General features: G+C 73.8%; 15 protein-coding genes and 1 pseudogene. 9 read left to right on the forward strand and 7 right to left on the reverse strand.

The window, feature by feature from the left end; genetic code table 11:
• Both DKL51_RS21100 and DKL51_RS21105 read right to left on the reverse strand, forming a co-directional pair.
• Positions 1 to 3,352 (reverse strand): annotated as a pseudogene (locus tag DKL51_RS21100) (SCO7613 C-terminal domain-containing membrane protein); the annotation flags it as partial.
• 160 nt (positions 3,353 to 3,512) lie between these two features.
• Complete coding sequence (locus DKL51_RS21105) at positions 3,513 to 4,940, reverse strand: UDP-glucose dehydrogenase family protein (RefSeq protein WP_109964689.1); 1,428 nt, start codon at positions 4,938 to 4,940, stop codon at positions 3,513 to 3,515.
• A gap of 242 nt (positions 4,941 to 5,182) precedes the next feature.
• Between DKL51_RS21105 and DKL51_RS21110 the strand changes: the two genes are divergently transcribed.
• Positions 5,183 to 6,346, forward strand: coding sequence for an acyl-CoA dehydrogenase family protein (locus DKL51_RS21110; RefSeq protein ID WP_109943147.1), 1,164 nt, complete (start codon positions 5,183 to 5,185; stop codon positions 6,344 to 6,346).
• A 55-nt stretch (positions 6,347 to 6,401) separates the two neighbouring features.
• Here the strand turns inward: DKL51_RS21110 and DKL51_RS21115 are convergent, their stop codons facing one another.
• Positions 6,402 to 7,061, reverse strand: a complete 660-nt coding sequence (locus DKL51_RS21115) for a hypothetical protein (protein ID WP_109943148.1) — start codon at positions 7,059 to 7,061, stop codon at positions 6,402 to 6,404.
• 23 nt (positions 7,062 to 7,084) lie between these two features.
• Here DKL51_RS21115 and DKL51_RS21120 point away from each other — a divergent pair, with 23 nt between their 5' ends.
• Positions 7,085 to 7,603, forward strand: coding sequence for an acyl-CoA thioesterase (locus DKL51_RS21120; protein WP_109943149.1), 519 nt, complete (start codon positions 7,085 to 7,087; stop codon positions 7,601 to 7,603).
• A 150-nt stretch (positions 7,604 to 7,753) separates the two neighbouring features.
• On the forward strand, positions 7,754 to 9,799 hold the full coding sequence (locus tag DKL51_RS21125) for an acetoacetate--CoA ligase (RefSeq protein WP_109943150.1): 2,046 nt from the start codon (positions 7,754 to 7,756) through the stop codon (positions 9,797 to 9,799).
• A gap of 29 nt (positions 9,800 to 9,828) precedes the next feature.
• Here the strand turns inward: DKL51_RS21125 and DKL51_RS21130 are convergent, their stop codons facing one another.
• On the reverse strand, positions 9,829 to 10,518 hold the full coding sequence (locus tag DKL51_RS21130) for a TIGR03089 family protein (protein ID WP_109943151.1): 690 nt from the start codon (positions 10,516 to 10,518) through the stop codon (positions 9,829 to 9,831).
• 148 nt (positions 10,519 to 10,666) lie between these two features.
• On the opposite strand from DKL51_RS21130, the gene DKL51_RS21135 reads away from it, so the two are divergent.
• Both DKL51_RS21135 and DKL51_RS21140 read left to right on the forward strand, forming a co-directional pair.
• Positions 10,667 to 11,812: a glycosyltransferase family 4 protein gene (locus DKL51_RS21135; RefSeq protein ID WP_109943152.1), complete on the forward strand. Its 1,146-nt coding sequence runs from the start codon at positions 10,667 to 10,669 to the stop codon at positions 11,810 to 11,812.
• 64 nt (positions 11,813 to 11,876) lie between these two features.
• Positions 11,877 to 12,968: a mannose-1-phosphate guanylyltransferase gene (locus DKL51_RS21140; RefSeq protein WP_109943153.1), complete on the forward strand. Its 1,092-nt coding sequence runs from the start codon at positions 11,877 to 11,879 to the stop codon at positions 12,966 to 12,968.
• On the opposite strand, the gene DKL51_RS21145 is transcribed toward DKL51_RS21140, so the two are convergent.
• Positions 12,959 to 13,564 carry an NUDIX hydrolase gene (locus tag DKL51_RS21145; RefSeq protein WP_109943154.1) on the reverse strand — a complete coding sequence of 202 codons (606 nt, stop codon included), beginning with the start codon at positions 13,562 to 13,564 and terminating at the stop codon, positions 12,959 to 12,961. The two genes, DKL51_RS21140 and DKL51_RS21145, sit on opposite strands and share 10 nt — an antisense overlap.
• Before the next feature lie 39 nt (positions 13,565 to 13,603).
• Here DKL51_RS21145 and DKL51_RS21150 point away from each other — a divergent pair, with 39 nt between their 5' ends.
• Together DKL51_RS21150 and DKL51_RS21155 are read left to right on the forward strand one after the other, a co-directional pair.
• On the forward strand, positions 13,604 to 14,641 hold the full coding sequence (locus DKL51_RS21150) for a hypothetical protein (protein ID WP_109943155.1): 1,038 nt from the start codon (positions 13,604 to 13,606) through the stop codon (positions 14,639 to 14,641).
• 281 nt (positions 14,642 to 14,922) lie between these two features.
• Positions 14,923 to 15,924, forward strand: a complete 1,002-nt coding sequence (locus DKL51_RS21155; protein WP_109943156.1) for an ArsR/SmtB family transcription factor — start codon at positions 14,923 to 14,925, stop codon at positions 15,922 to 15,924.
• Between the two features lie 89 nt (positions 15,925 to 16,013).
• Here DKL51_RS21155 and DKL51_RS21160 read toward each other — a convergent pair whose 3' ends face one another.
• Positions 16,014 to 17,102, reverse strand: a complete 1,089-nt coding sequence (locus DKL51_RS21160; protein ID WP_109943157.1) for a coenzyme F420-0:L-glutamate ligase — start codon at positions 17,100 to 17,102, stop codon at positions 16,014 to 16,016.
• Positions 17,099 to 18,046: a 2-phospho-L-lactate transferase gene (gene cofD / locus DKL51_RS21165; RefSeq protein WP_109943158.1), complete on the reverse strand. Its 948-nt coding sequence runs from the start codon at positions 18,044 to 18,046 to the stop codon at positions 17,099 to 17,101. The genes DKL51_RS21160 and cofD overlap by 4 nt, the downstream gene beginning before the upstream one ends.
• A gap of 100 nt (positions 18,047 to 18,146) precedes the next feature.
• Here cofD and DKL51_RS21170 point away from each other — a divergent pair, with 100 nt between their 5' ends.
• Together DKL51_RS21170 and DKL51_RS21175 are read left to right on the forward strand one after the other, a co-directional pair.
• Positions 18,147 to 18,983, forward strand: a complete 837-nt coding sequence (locus tag DKL51_RS21170; protein WP_124812409.1) for a hypothetical protein — start codon at positions 18,147 to 18,149, stop codon at positions 18,981 to 18,983.
• 123 nt (positions 18,984 to 19,106) lie between these two features.
• Complete coding sequence (locus DKL51_RS21175; RefSeq protein ID WP_109945487.1) at positions 19,107 to 21,617, forward strand: bifunctional FO biosynthesis protein CofGH; 2,511 nt, start codon at positions 19,107 to 19,109, stop codon at positions 21,615 to 21,617.
• Positions 21,618 to 21,741 lie beyond the last annotated feature (124 nt).

Consider the following 21,741-nt stretch of genomic DNA (forward strand, 5'->3'; position numbering starts at 1 on the left):
GAGCAGGACCGCCCAGCGCCGGACCGGCTGGGCGGAACCGACCGGCGGGATGGTGGCCGCGCGGACCAGCTCGGCGAGCACGCCGAGCAGCGCGGCCGCGGCCGCGTACACCCCGGCGGGCAGGCCGGTGATGATGGCGGCCACGGCGCTGACCGTCGCGCCGCCCACCACGGCCACGCTCGCGTACGGCAGGTACTGCGGGACGTGTCGGCGGACCAGCGCCACCGTGGCCAGCCCGAGGCTGGACGCGGCCAGCGCGGCGGTGAGCACCACCTGCGGCGAGCGGCCGAACTCGGCGGCCAGGGCGGCCACCGCACCCGGGAGCGCGAGCAGGGCGGCACCCGCCGCCGCGCCGCCGACCTGCACCAGATGCGGGGGCATCCCCTCGGTTTCGATGTCGTCCACGAGCGCCGGGGCGAGCATCCGGGCCAGGGCGGCCACCACGATCCCGATCAGCGCGATGCTGCCGAGCGCCAGCGCGGTGGTCCACGGGCGGACCAGCCCGGCGCCGGCCGCGTGCAGGGCCACCACCCCGGCCACCGTGGCCCGGGACAGGGCCGCCCGGGGGTCGATCGACGACACCGCGGCCATGCCGAAGACCGCGGCGACGGTGGCTCCCACCAGCACCGGCGACCACCAGGGCAGGTCGAAGGCGGCCGGGGTGCCGATGGTGGCGAGCACGACGGCCGCCCCGGCGACGTCGTACTTCCAGGCCGGCGGTAGCAGGATGCCGGCGGCGACGGCCAACAGCGCCAGCGCGACGGGCGCCTGCCAGGTCGACCCGCCGGTCGGCGCGGCCGGCCAGCCGGTGAGGTCACCGGCCCAGATCGGACCGGGAGTGGCGAGTACGCCGACCCCGCCGCGCAGCGCGCTCCAACCGGCGATCAGGCCGATCAGGGTGCCGCCGACCGCGATGCCGAGGATCGGCCCGCGGCGCCACTCCTCCGGCATCGCCCGTGCCGCCACGGCGACCAGCAGCACCAGCGCCGCCGCGACCACGAGCTGCCCGCCGGGAGCCAGCACGGCGGCGATCCGGACCAGAGTCGCGATCAGCGCGGCGGTGGTCGCGGCGGCGGCCAGGTCGGCACCGTCCAGGGTGAGGTCCGGGCGTCGGCCCCGGTCGATGGACGGGGCGAGGAAGAGCAGCAGCGCGGCGACCAGCAGCAGTGCGCCGACCCAGGCATCGGCGGCGGTGGTCCCGGGCGACCCGAACGCGGCGGCGGCGACCCCCACCGCTCCCAGGACCGTCCCGACGGTGTGCGGCATGCTGAGGTGCCGTTGCGCCACCTGAAGGATGGCCGCGTACCCGAGGGTCACGCAGACGCCGAGGAAGCTCGCCGCGAGGATCGGGACGGTGACGTCACGGATGCTGGCCGCGGTCGGGGTCGGGTCGGGGGGCACGGTGGCGGCGACGAACGCGGCGACCGCCCCCGGCAGCGCGAACGCCGCCCCGCCGGCGGCCCAACCGGCGACCACGTCGGCCGGCGACGGGGCGGTCCGGAGCCGCGGGCTGAGCGAGATCAGCGCGCCGGCCAGGAAGAGGGTGACCAGCGCGGCGGAGGTCAGCGCCGGCCGGGCGAGCGCCGCGCCGGCGCCGATCAGGCCCAGTGTGGCCGCGGTGACGGCGTGGACCTGCGCGGTGCGTTCGGTGCCCGCCGAGAGCCCGAGGATCCCGATGCCCACCGCGGTCAGCAGCATCGGCCAGGCGGCGGCCGTCCAGCCCAGCCCGAGGGAGGCCGGCACCGCGAGCGCGGTCAGGGCCGCCCCGACCACCGCGAAGTCCCGGCGGATCTCCGGCGGCAGTGCGATCACGGCCGCGATGGTCAGCAGGAAGGCGCTGGCGGCGAGCTGCCAGCCGGTCGGGCCGACCGCCGCCGCGAGCTCGGTGTGCCACCGGTCCAGGTCCGCCGACCAGGCGGGCAGCGACGCGCGGACCGGGGCGAGCCCGGTGCGCAGCGCACCACCGGCCACCACCAGGCCGCTGACCGTCAGGGCGATCGCCGAGGCGAACTGCGGCCCACGCCGGATTTCCTCCGGTACGGCCCGCACGACCAGTCCGGTGAGGGTGATGACCGCCGCGATGAGCAGCAGCGACCGGCCCGGGTAGGCGACCGAGGCGATCCGGCCCAGCGCACCGATCGCCGCGAGGGTGACGATGCCGGCGCCGACGTCGGGCAGCGGCGGTCGACGCAGCACCAGCGTGCCGGCCAGCCCGACCAGCGAGGCGAGCAGCAGCACGGCGCCCGCGCCGGTGGCGGCCGGAACGGTGTCGGCGCGCAGCAGCGCGGTGGCCGCGTACGCCAGGGCGACGGCGACCGCCGCACCGTGCAGTACCCAGGTCAGCTCGCGCAGCCAGGGCACCGGGCGGACCGGATCGGGCGCCGCGCCGGCGACCCCCGCGTCGACTACCGCGTCGGCCTCCTCCGGGTCCGTCTCCGGGCGCCCCTCGGCGGAACGCTGCCGGGGCGCGGCCGCCGGCGGAGGCGGCGGAGGCAGGTCCCGCCGGACCGGTCGTTCGAGGGCCACCGCTGAGCGGGCCAGCGCGAGGTCGATGACCGCGACCGCGGTGAGCGCCAGCGCCCAGCCCGTCGGACCGGTGACCCGGTCGTACCCGAACAGCGGCAGCACCGGCTGCGCGGCGAGCACCGTGGCGAACCGCGGCGCGCGTAGCCCGGTCCACTGCGCGTACCCGAAGGCGACCGCGGTGGTGACCAGGAAGATGGAGCCGGCGAAGGCCGAGCCGGAGGCGGCGCCGCCGATCCGGTCGACCGCCCAGAGCGCGTACCCGGCCAGCGGCACCAGCAGCAGGCCGACCGCGGCGATGGTCTCCGCGGTCGAGGTGAGCCCGCGCCGGGCCAGCACCGGCGGGGCGAGCAGCATCAGCACCGTCGCGATGAGCAGCACGCCCAGCCGGGCGAGCGCGTCCATCGAACTGGTCGCCACCGCGGCGAAGACCACCGCGGCCACCCCGAGCAGCAGCGCGCCGAGCCCGAGCGGGATGTTCTGCACCTCCCGGGACGACGCCTCCGGCGGGTGCTCCGGGTCGTCGACGTCCAGCCACCGGGCGGCGGCCGGGGCGTCGGCGCAGCACGCGGCGGGGACGAGTGGCCTGCTTAATCCGTTCCTCGCCGGCGTGCGCGAGGATGTCCCGCTGGAAGAGCGCGGCCTGCATCTTCGCGGCGAGCTGCCGCTGCTCGGCGGCGATGGCGGCCTCCCGGGCCTTCATCTCCGCGATGGACCGCTCGATCTCCGCCAAGTGCTCGATCCACTGGGGCTGGTCCGCGCCGCAGTGCGGGCACTGGGCGGCCGGCTTGATCTCCCGGCCGCACGAGGCGCACTTGAAGACTTGCACGACACCCCTCCGTCCGGCCGGCCCGCACTGTGGACCTCCACTGTCGCAGCATGCCCTGACGAAGCGGGGATTTCGACAGTTGCCGGCGGGTTCGGGGCAACAAATGACAGCGGCCGGCCGTGGAGCAGCTCCACGGCCGGCCGTTCGGGGGTCGAAGGGGTCAGGGGCGGCCGAGGCCGCGGTACTCCCAACCCGCCTGGGTCCACAGTGTGGAGTCGAGGCAGTTGCGGCCGTCCACCACCTTGCGGCCGCTGACCAGCTCGCCGAGGGCAACCGGGTCGGCGTTGCGGAACTCCGCCCACTCGGTCAGCACGCAGACCAGGTCGGCGCCGCTGACGGCGTCGTTCATGGTCTCCTCGTACGTCAGCTCGGGCACGGCCCGGCGGGCGTTCTCCATGCCCTGCGGGTCGAACACGTGCACGTCCGCGCCGGCCTTGCCGAGCAGCGCGGCGACCGCCAGCGCCGGGGCGTCCCGGACGTCGTCGGTGTTGGGCTTGAAGGTGGCGCCGAGCACGGCGATCCGGGTGCCGGAGAGGTCCGGGCCGGCCGGGCCGGACCGGCGGCCGAGCAGCTCGGCGGCGAGCTGGACCACCCGGGTGCGGCGGCGCAGGTTGATCAGGTCGACCTCGTGCAGGAAGCGGAGCGCCTCACCGGCGCCGAGCTCCTGGGCGCGGGCCTGGAAGGCGCGGATGTCCTTGGGCAGGCAGGCGCCGCCGAAGCCGAGACCGGCCTGCAGGAAGCGGTTGCCGATCCGCGGGTCGTACCCGATGGAGCGGGCCAGCTGGGTGACGTCGCCGCCGGCGGCCTCGCAGACCTCGGCCATCGCGTTGATGAAGGAGATCTTGGTGGCCAGGAAGGCGTTCGCGGCGACCTTGACCAGCTCGGCGGTGGCGAAGTCGGTGACCACCAGGGGCACCTCGCGGTCCTCCGTGGCAGCCAGGTCGAAGACGCCCTTGTGGGCGGCGTAGAGCATGCCGTTGGCCCACTCGCTCTTGACGCCGACCACGATCCGGTTGGGGCGCAGCACGTCGTCGACGGCGAAGCCCTCCTGGAGGAACTCGGGGCTCCACGCCACCTCGACGCCGAGGTCGGCCGGGGTGTGCTTGCCGACCAGCTGCTCGACCCACTCGGCGGTGCCCACCGGCACGGTGGACTTGCCGACGATCAGGGCCTTGCGGGTCAGGTGCTGGGCCAGGCTGGTCACCGACGCCTCGACGTACGACAGGTCGGCGCCCATGCCGTCGGCCCGCTGCGGGGTGCCCACGCAGATGAAGTGGACGTCACCGAACTCGGCGGTCTCGGCGATGTCGGTGCTGAAGCGCAGCCGGCCGGCGGCCATGTTGCGCCGGAGCAGCTCGTCCAGGCCGGGCTCGTGGATCGGCACCTCGCCGGCGTTCAGCTTGGCGATCTTCTCGGCGTCGACGTCGTAGCCCAGCACCTCGTAGCCGAGCTCGGCGTAGCAGATGGCGTACGTCGCACCGAGGTAGCCGGTGCCGAGGAAGGTCACCCGGGGCCGCGCCGCGCCGGAGGGCGGGGTCACCGCGGCGATGGCCGGCATCGGCTGGGTGTTCGGGTACGGGATCGTCACGCCTGTCTTCTCCGCTCGCACTGGCGGCGCTTCGTTGCGTCGCAATCTGCTGCGGCGCCTGGCCGGGCACCGGTGGGGGACTATTCATGTGGTCGCCGGTCGGCGTCAACGCCTGTCACGCACGAGCCTACGCGGCGGTAAGGAGCACCAGAACCCCGGTCGCTATCCTTCACCCTGCGCGGTCGGCGGTTCATACGGCGCTACGGACCTGCGCATGATAGCGGTGAAGGGGAGGGGCCGACATGGCCGCAGAGCAGTCGTTCGACGTCTACCGGTTGCCCGAGGAGCACGAGGCGATCCGGGAGGCGGTCCGTGAGGTCTGTGCGGCGAAGGTGGCTCCGCACGCCGCCGAGGCGGACGAGACCGGTGAGTTCCCGAAGGCGTCGTACGACGCCCTGCGGGCCGCCGATTTTCACGCCCCGCACATCCCGGTCGAGTACGGGGGTGCCGGGGCAGATGCGCTGGCCACGGCCATCGTGATCGAGGAGGTGGCCCGGGCCTGTGCCTCGTCCTCGCTGATCCCGGCGGTGAACAAGCTGGGCACCATGCCGCTGATCCTGGCCGGGTCGGAGGAGCTCAAGCGGAAGTACCTGACCAGGGTCGCCTCCGGCGACGCGATGTTCTCGTACTGCCTCTCGGAGCCGGAGGCGGGCAGCGACGCCGCCTCGATGACCACGAAGGCGGTCCGGGACGGCGACCACTGGGTGCTCAACGGCGTCAAGCGGTGGATCACCAACGCCGGCGTCTCCGAGTACTACACCGTCTTTGCTGTGACCGATCCCACAGCCCGCTCGCGGGGCATCTCCGCCTTCGTGATCGAGAAGTCGGACGAGGGCGTCAGCTTCGGCGCGCCCGAGAAGAAGCTCGGCATCAAGGGGTCGCCGACCCGCGAGGTCTACTTCGACAACGTCCGGATCCCGGCCGACCGCATGATCGGCGCCGAGGGCACCGGCTTCGCGACCGCGATGAAGACCCTGGACCACACCCGGGTCACCATCGCCGCCCAGGCCGTCGGCATCGCCCAGGGCGCCCTCGACTACGCCAAGGGCTACATCCAGGAGCGCAAGCAGTTCGGCAAGCCGGTGGCCGACTTCCAGGGCATCCAGTTCATGCTCGCCGACATGGGCATGAAGCTGGAGGCGGCCCGGCAGCTCACCTACGCGGCGGCCGGCAAGTCCGAGCGCGGCGACGCGGACCTGACCTACTTCGGCGCCGCGGCGAAGTGCTTCGCCTCGGACGCCGCCATGGAGATCACCACCGACGCGGTGCAGCTGCTCGGCGGGTACGGCTACACCCGCGACTACCCGGTCGAGCGGATGATGCGGGACGCGAAGATCACCCAGATCTACGAGGGCACCAACCAGGTCCAGCGCATCGTCATGGCCCGGCAGCTGCTCAAGGGCTGACCGGACCGACAGCGGTACGGGCGGGCGGGCCGGAGTTCCGGCCCGCCCGCGGCTGTCATCGGGTCTCGGTGCCCTCCGGTCGGGTGGTGGCGCGCGGCGGCGCGGACCACGGCGACTCGCCGCTGGTACGGCGGGGCAGGGGTTCGGTGGGGGTCGGTTCGGGATAGCCGAGGGTGAGCGGGGCGGTGTTCTGCTCGGTCTTCGTGCCGGACGGCGGCCAGTCACTGAGCGAGAAGGTGTTCTCGGTCGGCTGGTCGGCCGAGGTCAGCTCCGCCTCGGCCGCCGGCTTCTCGGGCCACCGCCGCCACCGCTGACCGCTGAAAACCGCCATCAGCAGCAGTACGCCGATCAGGAACAGGCTGCCGTTCTGCACCGGCTGGCGCAGCGGCAGGGGGTCGCCGAACGCCTTCCAGTTCTCGGGGATCCGGTCGAGGACGTTGAACGGCGCGACGAACAGCCCGACGTACGGGCTGATCAGCAGCAGCCCGGCGACGAGCGGACCGAGCGGCGAGAAGCGCAGCGTGCCGAGCAGGCCGAGCAGGATGCCGGCGACGCCGAGGTAGACGGCCGGCTCGATCAGGTTGGGCGTGGTGGCCGAATGGATCTCGACCCAGCGGTTCACGGTCTGGCCAGACCCGTCCTGACCGAGGGTGACGAGCACCCAGGTGAGCGGCGCCACCACCAACCCGACGAGGAAGCTCCAGAGATGTCGCATCCGCGCACCGTACCGTTTTCGGCATGACAGATCACCCCTCCACCGGCCCGCTGGGCAAGCCGACCTCGTACTCCCGGGTCACGCTCAGCCGGATCATGACCGCCGTCGATGTCAATCTGTACGGGACCGTGCACGGTGGGGTACTGATGAAGTTCGTCGACGACGTGGCCGGGGCGGCCGCGGCCCGGCACAGCGGCGGCACGGCGGTCACCGCGTCGATCGACGAGATCGTGTTCTCCGAGCCGGTCCGGGTCGGTGACCTGGTGCACGCGCACGCCCAGGTGAACTGGACCGGCAACACCTCGATGGAGGTCGGGGTGAAGGTGGTCGCCGAGCGCTGGGACTCGGCCGAGGACGAGCCGGTCCGGGTGGCCACCGCGTACCTGGTCTTCGTCGGCGTCGACGTGGGCGGCGCGCCGCGGGCGGTCCGGCCGGTGATCCCGGAGACCCCCGAGGACGAGCGCCGCTACCGGGAGGCGGAGATCCGCCGCGCCCACCGGCTGGCCCGGCGACGGGCGATCCAGGCGCACCGGGCGGGCTGAGGGCGGCCCACATACCTGCTGTTCAGGGCATGTGGGCTGGCCACGCCCCCTCACCGGTACCCGGTGCGGAGAATGGCCCTGCGGGGTAGGGCAAGATGGCGCCACGGCCCATGCACAGTGTCGTGACGGGGCCTCAGGGAGGGTGGAGCAGTGGGTGACGTGCTGTGGACGCCGCCGGCGGACGTGCGTGAGCGGTCCCGGATCGGCGACTACCTGCGCTGGCTGGCCGAGCACCGGGGGCTGGAGTTCGCCGACTACGACGCGCTGTGGCGCTGGTCGGTCACGGACCTCGACGCGTTCTGGCGGTCGATCTGGGACTACTTCGAGGTCGTGGCGCACACGCCGCCGACCGCCACGCTGACCGACCGGGCGATGCCCGGCACGCGCTGGTTCCCCGGCGCCACGCTCAACTATGCGGAGAACGTGCTGCGGATGCCGGGCCGGGGCGACGACGACCCGGTGGTGATCGCCCACGGGCAGACCCGGGCGCCGGTCACGTTGACCGCCGGGCAGCTGCGCGAGCAGGTCCGCCGGGTGGCGGCCGGGCTGCGCCGGCTCGGCGTCGGCCAGGGCGACCGGGTGGCCGCGTACTCGCCGAACATCCCGGAGACGTTCGTCCTGCTGCTCGCCACCAGCAGCCTCGGTGCGATCTTTTCCTCCTGCGCCCCGGAGTTCGGCACCCGCAGCGTCACCGACCGCTGGCAGCAGATCGAGCCGAAGGTGCTGGTCGCTGTCGACGGCTACCGGTACGGCGAGAAGCCGGTCGACCGGCGCGGCGAGGTGGCCGCCATCCGGGCCGCCCTGCCGTCGCTGCAGCACACCGTCGGCATCGCGTACCTCGACCCGGCCGGTACTGACGGCCATAATTCGGCCTCCGCGCTGCTAGGCGGCGCTCCGGACCGAATGAAGGCCGCGCCAGGGGGCGCGATCTCCTGGGATGAGCTGGCCGCCGAGACCGACGAGCCGCTGACCTTCACCCCGGTGCCGTTCGACCACCCGCTCTACGTGCTCTACTCCTCGGGCACCACCGGGCTGCCCAAGCCGATCGTGCACGGCCACGGGGGCATCCTGCTGGAGCACCTGAAGATGCTCGCCCTGCACCACGACCTGGGCCCGGCGGACCGGTTCTTCTGGTTCACCACCACCGGCTGGATGATGTGGAACTTCCTGGTCTCCGGGCCAGCGGTGGGCGCGGCGATCGTGCTCTTCGACGGTAACCCGGGCCACCCGGACCTGGGCGCGCTCTGGCGGATGGCGGCGGAGACCGGCACCACGTACTTCGGCACCTCGGCGCCGTTCCTGCTGGCCTGCCGCAAGGCGGGCGTGGTGCCCAGGGACATCGCGGACCTCTCCGCGTTGCGCGGCGTCGGCTCAACCGGCGCGCCGCTGCCCCCCGAGGGCTTTACCTGGGTGTACGAGAACGTCGGCGACCGCCTCCAGCTCCAGTCCCTCTCCGGCGGCACCGACGTGTGCACCGGCTTCGTCGGCGGCGTGCCGCTGCTGCCGGTGCACGCCGGTGAGATCACCTGCCGGGCGCTGGGCGCCAAGGTGGAGGCCCGCTCCGCCGACGGCACCCCGGTCATCGGGCAGCTCGGCGAGCTGGTGGTCACCGAGCCGATGCCGAGCATGCCGGTGGGCTTCTGGAACGACCCCGAGGGCACCCGTTACCGGGAGGCGTACTTCGAGCTCTACCCGGGCGTGTGGCGACACGGCGACTGGATCACCATCAACGACCGGGGCGGCTGCGTGATCACGGGTCGCTCCGACGCCACCCTGAACCGGGGCGGCGTGCGGCTGGGCACCGCCGAGTTCTACTCCGTGGTGGAGGGGCTGGACGAGGTCGTCGACTCGGTGGTGGTGCACCTGGAGGACGACGAGGGCGGCGCCGGCGAGCTGCTGCTCTTCGTGGTGCTCGCCGAGGGGCTGGAGCTGGACGACGACCTGCGCAAGAAGATCTCTCGCGAGCTGCGGACCTCCCTCTCGCCGCGGCACGTGCCCGACGAGATCCACCAGGTCCGGGCCGTCCCGCGCACCCTGTCGGCGAAGAAGCTGGAGGTGCCGGTGAAGAAGATCCTCACCGGTACGCCGGTGGACAACGCCGCCGCCAAGGGCGCCCTGGCCAACCCGGAGTCCCTCGGCGCGTTCGCCACCTTCGCCCAGCGCCGGGCCCACACCGACGAGTCGACCCCCGCCTGACCGCTACCACCCTCGGCTGGGGCGGGCGGTCAGGCGAGGGTGCGGGTGACCTTCTCGCTCGCCGTGCGGGCGTCGAGACGGGACTTGTCGAGGTTGCCGCAGAGGACGAGGCTGGCGCCGGCGGTGAACGGCGCCAGGAGCCAGTCGACCGGGTCGGGGTGAGCTGCCGCGTCGACCAGGATCCGGTCGCCCGGGGTGAGGCAGAGCTCCGTGGCGCGCTCCGTCGCGCGGGCCAGCAGGTCGGCGTCCGCCTCGCCGCCGGTCGGGTACGGGGTGAAGTGGTCGCCGTGGCCGCGTACCTCGACGACGTAGTCGGCGAAGCCGGGCGGCACCTGCCGCAGCGGGGCGGCGAACGGGGCGAGCGCGAGGACGTACCGCTCGCCGGCCGACCAGGCGTCCGCCTCGCCGACCCGGTCCGCGGTCGCGAAGAGCACGTCCACGTCACCCGGCGTGTCGGTCACCGTCAGCCCCGCTGACCAGCAGCCGAGCAGCACCGCGGCGGTCTGCCAGTGCGGCGGCAGCAGCACGCCGGCCCGGTCGCCGGGGGAGAGGGCCAGCTCGTCGACGAGCAGGTTGGCCGTCTTGGCCACCCAGTTCGCCAGCGTCGCGCCGGAGAGTTCGGTCCGCTCGCCGGTCGCATCGTCGTACCAGGTCAGCAGCGGTCGGGTCGGGTCGGCCGCGATCGCGGCCGCGAAGACCCGGGCAATGTTGTCGGCCATCGGCGCGAACGATACGCCGTTGCCGCCCGTACTCGATGACAAGGACAAGTCGGCGTACCGTCGGGTCGCAGTAAGCGTCGGGACCCCGCTCCGGCGTAGGCTTGCCCACAGTGTTGTTCGCCACAGACCCAGCCTGAGGAGTCGCCCAGTGACCGCCGGTCGCCCGCCCCGCGTGCTCATCGACGCCACGAGTGTCCCCGCCGACCGTGGCGGCGTCGGTAGATACGTCGATGGCCTGCTCGGCGCCCTCGGCAAGGTCTGCGGGTCCGCCGTCGACCTGGTCGTGGTGAGCCTCCGCACCGATCTTGAGCGCTACACCCGGATGCTGCCCGGGGCCGAGGTCATTCCCGCGCCGGCCGCCGTCGCGCACCGTCCCGCCCGGCTCGCCTGGGAGCAGACCGGCCTGCCGCTGCTGGCCCAGCAGGTGAGCGCGGAGGTGCTGCACTCGCCCTTCTACACCTGCCCCCTGCGGGCGGGGTGTCCCGTCACGGTCACCGTGCACGACGCGACCTTCTTCACCGAGCCGGAGCATTACGACAAGTCCCGCCGGACGTTCTTCCGCAGCGCGATCAAGACCTCGCTGCGCCGGGCGGACCGGGTGATCGTGCCGAGCAAGGCCACCCGCGACGAGCTGATCCGGCTCCTCGACGCCGATCCGACCCGGATCGACGTCGCGTACCACGGCGTCGACCACGCGGCCTTCCACGCGCCGAGCGAGGAGGAGAAGGCCCGGGTCCGGGCCCGGCTGGGGCTGGGCAGCAGCAGCTACATCGCGTTCCTCGGGGCCAAGGAGCCGCGCAAGAACGTCCCCAACCTGATCCGCGGCTGGGCCCGCGCGGTGGGCGACCGGACCGACCCGCCGGCCCTGGTCATCGCCGGCGGCCAGGGGCACGACGACGACATCGACCGCGCGGTCGCCGAGGTGCCGTCGCACCTGCGGCTGCTCCGCCCGGGCTACCTGCGCTACGCCGACCTGCCCGGCTTCCTCGGCGGCGCGCTGGTCGCCGCCTACCCGTCGTACGGGGAGGGCTTCGGCCTGCCGATCCTGGAGGCGATGGCGTGCGCCGCGCCGGTGCTGACCACGCCGCGCCTCTCCCTGCCCGAGGTGGGCGGTGACGCGGTGGCCTACACCAGCGAGGACCCGGACCAGATCGCCACGGATCTGGCCGCCCTGCTGGACGACGAGCACCGCCGGCTCTCGCTGGCCAAGGCCGGCTTCGACCGGGCCAAGGAGTTCACCTGGGAGTCCAGCGCCGAGGTGCACGTCGCGGCGTGGAGCCGGGCGCGTTCCTGAGTGTCTGCTACCGGACCCGGGCGAGCCCGGGTCCGGGGCCCGAGGCTTCGGGCATGATGTGCTGATGTTCTACGCCGTCATCCCGGCGGGTGGCAGTGGCACACGGTTGTGGCCGCTGTCCCGTGCGGGCCATCCCAAGTTCCTCCACCCGCTGACCGGTACGCCGGCCTCGCTGCTCCAGGCGACGGTGGACCGACTGGCGCCGCTGACCACACCGGAGCGCACGCTGGTGGTCACCGGGGCCGCGCACGTCGCGGCGGTGGCCCGGCAACTGGCTGGCCTGCCGGAGGAGAACATCCTCGTCGAGCCGTCGCCGCGCGACTCCTGCGCGGCGATCGCGCTGGCCGCCGCGGTGATCGCGCTGCGCGAGCCGGAGGCGGTGATGGGCTCGTTCGCCGCCGATCACCTGATCGGTGACCCGGGCCGTTGGGCGGAGACGGTGCGTCAGGCGATCCGCGGTGCCGAGCAGGGCCTGCTGATGACGGTGGGCATCACGCCGACCCGGCCGGAGACCGGCTACGGCTATCTCGAGACCGGGGAGCCGGTCGGGGACGGCCCACTGCGCCCGGTGATCGAGTTCAAGGAGAAGCCGGCCGCTGAGGTCGCCGAGGGGTACGTCCGCTCCGGACGGCACCTCTGGAACGCGAGCATGTTCGTCTGGCGGGTGGACGCCTTCCTGGCCGAACTGGCCCGGCAGCAGCCGGCGCTGCACGCGGGGGTCACCGCCATCGCGGCCGCCTGGGGCACCCCCGAGCAGGACGATGTCCTCGGCACCGTCTGGCCGACCCTGCCGAAGATCTCCGTCGACTACGCGGTGATGGAGGGTGCGGCGACGGCCGGCCGGGTCGGCACCGTCCCCGGTGACTTCGGCTGGAACGACGTCGGCGACTTCCACACCCTCGGCGAGGTGCTGCCCGCCGACTCGGACGGCAACGTGGTGCTCGGCGCGGACGGGAAGCCGGGTGTGCTGCTGCGGGACAGCAGCAGCCTGGTGGTGGTGCCGCAGTCGGGCCGGCTGGTGGCCGCCCTCGGCGTGCACGACCTGATCGTGGTGGACACCCCGGACGTGGTGCTGGTCTGTCCCCGCGACCGGGCCCAGGACGTCAAGAAGCTGGTCGACGAGCTGAAGGAGCGCGGCGAGGAGAGCTACATCTGATCGCCGGTGCGCCGGGCCAGCGCGGCCAGGGCCGGGGCGACGAGCTGGACGGTGGCGTGGGCCAGCGGCTCCGGCAGCCGGTCCGGTGGGAACCAGCCCAGCGCCTCCGACTCGTCGCTGACCCGCTCCGCCGCGCCGGCGGGGGCGAAGGCTGCGAACCGGACGTCGTAGTGCAGCGAGCCGCCCTGGCAGGTCACCGGGTGGATGTCCACGTCGATCGGCGTGGGATCGACCACCAGGCCGTCGATCCCGGACTCCTCGGTGGCCTCGCGCAGCGCGGCGCCGGCGAGGGTCCGGTCGCCGGCCTCGCAGTGCCCGCCGAGCTGCACCCACTTGCGGAACTTGCCGTGCAGGCAGAGCAGCATTCGCTCGCCGGTGGCGTCGAGCACCAGGGCGCTGGCGGTGACGTGGCCGGCCCGGTGGCTGCGGCTCATCGCCACCGGACCGGCGGCCAGCAGGCGCAGGGTCCGGTCCCGGGCCGCGGCCGCCGCCGGGCTGGTGGGCGCCCAGCCGGTCAGCACGGAGGTGGCGTCGGTGTGCAGGTCCGCGAGGGCGTCGAGGTCGGGCGTCGGGGTGGTGGTCGAGGCGTCGGGCACCTGGCCACTCTACGAGCGTGGCCTCCGTACGCTGGCCCGGTGACCCTGCGACTCGTGGAGTTCGTCGTGGCCGGCAACGAGGCCAGCGACCTGCTGCCGGTCCGCTCGGCGGCGCTGCTGCGTGCATACCGTGCCCGCCGCGGTTTCTGGACGGTCCTCGACGAGGGGCCGGTGGAACGCTGCCTCGCCCTGCTGCTGGAACGCGAGGACGGCGAGTGGGTGGCCCACCACGTGCCCGCCGACGCCGGCGTGGAGAACGGCCGGACCGAGGACGGCGAGGCGCTCGCCCACCACGACGGCTGGGTGTACGTCTTCGGCTCGCACTTCGGCTCCAAGGCGGGTCCGCTGCGTCCCCGGCGGGCGTTCGTGGCCCGGTTCCGCGAGGAAGACGCCGCGTCCGGGACCCTGCCGGTGCACGTGGTGCGCAACCGGTTCCGGCTGCACCGGGCGGTGAACGATGCGCTCGCCGCCGCGCCGCTGACCCCGCTTCCGCCGGGCGACCGGGTCCGGCGCCGGTTCATCGTGGAGACCCTCGCGCGGGGCACTGCGCGGGCGAAGAGCTGGGTGAGCCGGCTCACCGAGGACGACCTGCCGCTCAACGTCGAGGCGGCCGTGTTCACCCCGGCCGGTACGGTGCTGCTCGGCCTCCGCTTCCCGGTGACCGCGGAGGGCGAGCCGATCCTGGTCGAGCTGGCCGGGGTCACGGAGATGTTCGCCGCCGACCCGGGCTGGCCCCGGGCGATCGGGGCGTACGCGCTGACCGGGGTGACCCCGCCGGGCGCGCTGACCGGCTTCCGGGCGATCGGCCCCAGCCCCGACGGCGGGTACGCGGCGGTCGTCGGGTCGATCGACGCGCTGGGGAAGGGGTCGGTGCTGCTGGACGATCACCCGGCGGGCGGTGGGGTGACCTCGCGGCACGTCCGGTTCCGGCTGGAGGTCGCACCGGACTCGCGGGTGGCGGGGAAGGTGGTGGCCGACCTGGCCCCGTTCCACCACGTGGAGGGGTTGGCCGAGCTGGACGGGGGCTGCTTCTACGTCACCGACGAGGACCATCGGGTCGCGCTCTGGGTCGGGTGACACCCGGGTCCAGCCGGTGGGCGACCGGGTGACACCTCTGCGGAGCGTGGCCGCAGACCCTCGTGGTGCCGCCCGGTCGCCGTCTTCTCCCGGCCCCCGCGTCCCACCGGTGCCGGTGGCCCCGTGGACGCCCGGTCCCGACGGGACAAGGCGAAGCATGCCCAACGGGACCCGTCGGCGTAAAGGTTTTTCAGCCCACGCTTAAAGATGGAGATTAGTGCCGGCAGGTACAGTGCAGATGGTCGGTGGGTAGGCCCGCTGCCCGCCCCCGGGAGCGCTCCATGCTGAAGATCCTTTTCTCGAGCGAGGACATCCTGCGGACCAGGGTGGCCCCCGCCCCGGACCCCGTCTGGGAACTGGTCCTCAGCCTGCACCTGCTGCAGGGCCGCAGCCGTGATCCGCTGCTGGACACCTGGCGTCGCACGGTGGCCCGCGGACTGCGCCGGGACACCGCTTCCGACCAACTCCGCCTGCTTTTCGCGCTCAACCCGCCGCAGGGCTACTTCCCGGACTTCCTGACCCCGTACCAGAGCATGGCCGGCTTCGAGGCGGGGCTGGAGGCGGTCCGCAGCACGCGCACCACCATGCTCCGCCGGGACCTGGCCGTGCTGGCCGGCGACAACGCGCTGCCCGCCTCGGCGTCCGCGCTGGCCCGCGGCGAGCCAGACACGCTCCGCCACCTCACCGACTCGATGACGCAGTACCAGACCCAGGCGATCACGCCGTACTGGCCACGGATCCAGGCCGCCGTGGAGGCGGACCGTGCCCGGCGGGCCCGTGCCCTGCTCGACGGCGGGGTAGAGGGGCTGCTGGAGAGCCTCCGGCCGGCGATGCGGTGGAACGCCGGAATGCTCGAGGTCCTCGACTACCCGGACACCCGGGAGCTGCACCTGGACGGCCGCGGCCTGCTGCTGGTGCCGTCGTTCTTCTGTGCCCGCACACCGGTCGCGCTGCTCGACCCGGCCCTGCCCCCGGTGCTGGTCTACCCGGTCGACCGGCTCGGTGGGCTCGCCCCCGAGCCGGGTCGCGGCGCCGGTCCGGCAGACGGCGGCAACCGGGAGGCCCTCGCGGCCCTGCTCGGCCGGACCCGGGCGGCGGTCCTGGAAGCCACCGACAACGGCTGCACCACCGGCGAGGTGGCCCGCCGGCTGCACATCTCGCCGGCGGCGGCGAGCCAGCACACCGCCGTGCTGCGCAACGCCGGGCTGCTGGTCAGCCACCGGGACCGCAACACCGTGCTGCACACCCTGACCCCGCTCGGCCGCGCCATGCTCGACGCCTGACCACGCGCAGAGTCACGGACAGAGTGGCCATTCCACGCGGAACAGCCATTCTTTCCGTGAAGTGTCGCCTGGCTCAGGGGCGGGACGGGTCAGATGGCCAGGGCGGCGCTGGCGGTGCTGCCCGCCGGGGGCGGCAGCAGGGCCGAGGGGATGCCCTCCGCCGCCAGGGCGGTTCGCAGGCGCTGCAGGTCGGCGCCGAAGCGGACCAGGTCCGCCTGGTCGACCGGCGTCGGCGGCGCCCCGAGGACCAGCCCGGTGGCCTGCTCCGGCCAGCCGGGAATGCCGGCCACCATGCCGGCGCGTACCTCGTCGTCGGTGACGTGGGTGAAGACCGTCTCCGGCGCGACCACCTCGGCCACCGCGGCGATCGCCCGCTCGACCGCCGCCGGCTCCGCCGGCGCGGAACCCGGCCCGTCGGTCAGCGTGGCGGCCGCGCGCAGCCCGGCGGCGGTCGCCTCCGCGGTACCCAGCGAGAAGAGGTCCAGCGCGGCGTCCCGGACCAGCGCCCGCGCGCCCTCGCCGTCGTCGGCCCGGGCGACGCCCAGGTAGCCGCGAACCACCGCGACCGGCACCTGGTCGCACTTGCCCTTGATCAGCTCCCCGGCGCCGGCCAGCTCGTCCACCACGGCCATCTGGGTGAGCTGCAGCTCGTTGCCGTACGGGTCGAACTCGCCCCGGTGGTCGCGGATGGCCGGCATCCCGGCCACGCCGAGTGCCACGTCGGTGAGCCCGTTGCGCCAGGGCCGGCCCATCGTGTCGCTGATGATGACGGCCACATCGAGGTCGTAGCGCTCTCGCAGGGCGGCGCGCAGCGTCCGGGCGGACGCGTCCGGATCCTTCGGGAGCAGCACCAGGCGGGTCTTGTCCACGTTCGAGGCGTCGATCCCGGCGGAGGCCATCACGAAGCCGTGGTGGGTCTGCACGATCCGGGTCGCGCCGCGGCTCGCCACCACCCGGACCGTCTCACCGGCGAGCACCTCGTCCCGCGCGGCCAGCCGTTCCGGGCCGTCCGCCGGTACGTCGACCAGCCGGCCCTCCGCCTTGGACACGATCTTGCTGGTCACGACCAGCACGTCGCCGTCGCGCAACCACGGCGCGGCGGTGGCGATCAGTGCCGCCAGGTCGTCGCCCTCGGTCACGTCGCCGATGCCGAGCACCGGCAGGATCTCCAGTCTCACACCAGCTCCAATGCGGCCCGGACCATCGCCGCCGTCGCCGCCTCGTCGGTCATCCGCAGCGGCGCCGTACGCACCGTCACCTCTGGCACCAGCGTCCCCTCGTCCTCCGGCGCCACCAGCCAGCCGTCGAGCAGCCCGCCCGACGACCGTCCGGCGTAGAGCCCGCCGACCCCGGCCGCGCTGCACTCCACGCCGAGCACCGCGAGGCACCGGTCCGCCATGCCCCGGACCGGGGCGCCGCCGATGATCGGGGACACGCCGACCACCGGGGCCGACCCGTCGGCGACCGCGTCGCGCAGCCCCGGCACGGCCAGGATCGGGGCGATGCTCACCACCGGATTGCTCGGGGCGATCAGCACCACGTCGGCGGCGCCGATCGCGTCCAGCACCCCGGGCGCCGGCTTGGCGGTCTCGGCGCCGACGAAGACGAACCGGTGGGTGGGGATGTCGGCCCGGTACCGGACCCACCACTCCTGGAAGTGGATCGCCCGCTGCCCCTGCTCACCGTCGACGACCACATGGGTCTCCAGGCGGTCGTCGGTGGCCGGCAGCAGGGTCAGGCCCGGCTCCCACCGGGTGGCGAGCGCCTGCGTCACCGCGGAGAGCGGGTAGCCGGCGTTCAGCATCGTGGTGCGGACCAGGTGGGTGGCGATGTCCTTGTCGCCCAGGCCGAACCAGGTCGGCTCGGCGCCGTACGCAGCGAGCTCGGACTTGACCGTCCAGGTCTCGCCCACCCGGCCCCAGCCCCGTTCCGGGTCGGCGCCACCGCCCAGCGTGTACATCACGCTGTCCAGGTCGGGGCAGACCTTGAGCCCGTGCAGCAGCAGATCGTCGCCGACGTTGACCACGGCGGTCACCTCGGCACCCACCTCTCGGGCGTACGCCCGGACACCGAGCAGGAACCGGGCGCCCCCGATCCCGCCGGTCAGAACCACGATGCGCATGAGCTCCATCCTTCCGCACGAGCGGCCGTCGGTCGGTCAGCGGCCGGAGAGACTACGCTCACCTCGGCAACTGTCCGCTTTCGTCCCCAAGGGGGAGCTCGTGACCAGCCCCGCCGAGCCCGCGTCCACCGACGCGACGCAGGCCAGCCAGCTGACCAAGCCACTGCGCGAACTGGCCGCGCTCGTCCTGCTCGGCGCGAACGCCGTGCTCCTCTTCGTCGGCCTGATCCGCCTGCTGGTGTCGACGGACGGGTACGGCTCGTTCACCGGCCGGGCGGGGAGTGCGTTCTTCGCCTTCGTCGGGGTCGAGTCGGCCGTGCTGCCGGTGCTGGCCGTCCTGCTCGCCACCCACGTGCAGCCGGTGCTGCCGAAGGCGAAGCTGATCACCCAGGCCGCCCTCGGCGAGTACGCCGCCGGCGCGCTCTTCGGCGCGCTGAGCCTCCTGATCTGGCTGGTCGGCCGGCTCGCCGACGGCGAGGTGCTCGACGCCCTGCTCGGCCTGCTGACCCGGCTCGCCTGGCTGGCGATCTTCGGGGTCGCCGCATTCGTCGTGTTCAAGGTCTGGCGGACCCTGTACTACACCCCGAAGACCCCGAAGCCCGCGCCGCAGCCCGGCATGTACGGCCAGGCCCAGCCGGGCTGGCCACAGCAGCAGGGCGGTCACCCGGCCCAGCCCGGCGGCTACCCGCCCCCCGGTCAGTACGGCCAGCCGAACCCGTCCGGGCCGCCGTTCAACACCGCCCCGCCGTACGGCAACGCCCCGCAGTCGGCCCCGCCGTACGGCGTCCCGCACTCGGCGCCCCCGTTCGGCCAGCCACCGTCGGCCGACCCGACGCAGTCCTTCCCGCGCCAGCCCGGCGAGTACGGCCACCGCGGGTCGTACGAGGGCGAGCGGACCCAGCGCTACCACCGCGACGACCCGCACTACCCGCGCTGACGGCGCATCCCCGGTGTCCGAGAGAGTGGCCTCCCGCAGCGGGGAGGTCACTCTTTCGTGCTGCCGGGTCCCACCAGGCGGCGGTGTGCCGGGCCGGGGTGGGGCAGCGCATAGTCTGGGCGGATGGTTGATCGCACCGAGCCCGTCCCGACCACGGCGAGCGTGCAGCGGGCGCTGCGCCGGGCCGCGACCGGGCGCGCGCTGGACGTCGACGAGGCCGGCGCGCTGCTCAGCGCCCGGGGTGACGCGCTGGCCGAGCTGCTCCGGATCGCCGGCGAGATTCGCGACGCCGGCCTGCGCGAGGCCGGTCGTCCGGGCGTGGTCACCTTCTCCAAGAAGGTCTTCATCCCGCTGACCCGGCTCTGTCGGGATCGCTGTCACTACTGCACCTTCGCCACCGTGCCGCACCGGCTCCCGGCGGCGTTCCTCGACCGCGACGAGGTGCTGGCGATCGCCCGGGAGGGCGCGGCGCAGGGTTGCAAGGAGGCGCTGTTCACCCTGGGTGACCGGCCGGAGGAGCGGTGGCCGGCCGCCCGGCAGTGGCTGGACGAGCGCGGTTACGACTCCACCCTGGACTATCTGCGCGCCTGCGCGGTGGCGGTGCTGGAGGAGACCGGCCTGCTGCCCCACCTCAACCCCGGCGTCCTGTCCTGGTCGGAGCTGCACCGGCTCAAGCCGGTCGCGCCCAGCATGGGGATGATGCTGGAGACCACGGCGACCCGGCTCTGGTCGGAGCCGGGTGGCCCGCACTACGGTTCGCCGGACAAGGAACCCGCGGTCCGGCTCCGGGTGCTCGACGACGCCGGTCGGGTGGGGGTGCCGTTCACCACCGGCATCCTGATCGGCATCGGCGAGACCCGCGCCGAGCGGGTGGACGCGCTCTTCGCGATCCGCCGGGCGAAGCGCGAGTACGGCCACCTCCAGGAGGTGATCGTGCAGAACTTCCGCGCGAAGCCGGACACCGCGATGCGCGGTATGCCCGACGCCGAGCTGCACGACCTGGCCGCCACGGTGGCGGTGGCCCGGGTGCTGCTCGGCCCGAAGGCCCGCATCCAGGCCCCGCCGAACCTCATCGAGGGCGAGTACGACCTGCTGCTGCGGGCCGGCATCGACGACTGGGGCGGCGTCTCGCCGCTGACGCCGGACCATGTCAACCCGGAGCGCCCCTGGCCGCAGCTCGACGAGCTGGCCCGGCACACCGCGCAGGCCGGGTTCACCCTGCGCGAGCGGCTCACCATCTATCCGGAGTACGTCCGGGCCGGTGACCCGTGGCTCGATCCGCGTCTGCTGCCGCACGTCACCGCCCTCGCGGACCCCGAGACCGGGCTCGCGGTCGAGTCGGCCCGTCCGGTCGGGCGGCCCTGGCAGGAGCCGGAGGAGGTCTTCGGCGGGCGTACCGACCTGCACGTCACCATCGACACCACCGGCCGTACCGAGGACCGGCGCGGCGACTTCGACAGCGTCTACGGCGACTGGTCGGAGGTGGCGGGCAAGGTCAGCGCCGGCCCGGCGGCCGGGGTGGGCGACCCCGACCTGCGGGCCGGGCTGCGGCTGGCGGCCGACGACCCGGCGGCCCTGCTGGAGCCCCGGCACACGGACGCCGCGCTGGCCCTCTTCGGCGCGGACGGGCCGGCCCTGGACGAGCTCTGCCGGGTCGCCGACGACGTGCGGCGGGACGTGGTCGGCGACGACGTCACCTACGTGGTCAACCGCAACATCAACTTCAGCAACGTCTGCTACGTCGGCTGCCGGTTCTGCGCCTTCGCCCAGCGGGAGTCCGATGCGGACGCGTTCCGGCTGTCCCTGGAGCAGGTCGCCGACCGCGCCGAGGAGGCGTGGGCGGCGGGCGCCAGCGAGGTCTGCCTCCAGGGCGGGATCGACCCGAAGTTGCCGGTGACCGGCTACGCCGACCTGGTCCGGGCCATCAAGGCGCGGGTGCCGGGGATGCACGTGCACGCCTTCTCGCCGATGGAGATCGTCACCGCCGCCGCGAAGGCCGGCGTGCCGGTGAAGGAGTGGCTGCTCCGGCTCCGCGAGGCCGGGCTGGACACCATCCCGGGCACCGCGGCGGAGATCCTCGACGACGAGGTGCGCTGGGTGCTCACCAAGGGCAAGCTGCCGGCGGCCGCCTGGGTCGAGGTGGTCAGCACCGCCCACGAGCTGGGCATCCGGTCCAGCTCCACGATGATGTACGGCCACGTCGACCACCCGGGCCAGTGGCTGGCCCACTTCCGGGTGCTGGCCGGCGTCCAGGACCGCACGGGCGGCTTCACCGAGTTCGTGGCGCTGCCGTTCGTGCACACCAACGCCCCGATCTACCTGGCCGGGATCGCCCGGCCGGGGCCGACCTGGCGGGAGAACCGGGCGGTGCACGCGATGGCCCGGCTGCTGCTGCACGGCCGGATCGACAACATCCAGTGCTCCTGGGTCAAGCTGGGCGACGAGGGCACCGTGGCGATGCTCCAGGGTGGCTGCAACGACCTGGGCGGCACGCTGATGGAGGAGACCATCTCCCGGATGGCCGGCGCCGACAACGGTTCCGCCCGGACCGAGGAGCAGTTGCGGGCGATCGCCGCGGCGGCGGGCCGACCGGCCCGCAAGCGGACGACCGCGTACGGTCACGCCCGCTCGTAGCGTCGAACCTTTCCGCACCGCCGGCCGTACCAACCGATGCCGGCGGCGGTTGTGGCGAGGACCGCCGCCGGCAGGCCCCCACCGGGGTCTCGGCGGCGTCCGCCGCGGCGGCGCGGGACGCCGG

Source organism: Micromonospora globispora, from assembly GCF_003857015.1.
Lineage (GTDB): Bacteria > Actinomycetota > Actinomycetes > Mycobacteriales > Micromonosporaceae > Micromonospora > Micromonospora globispora.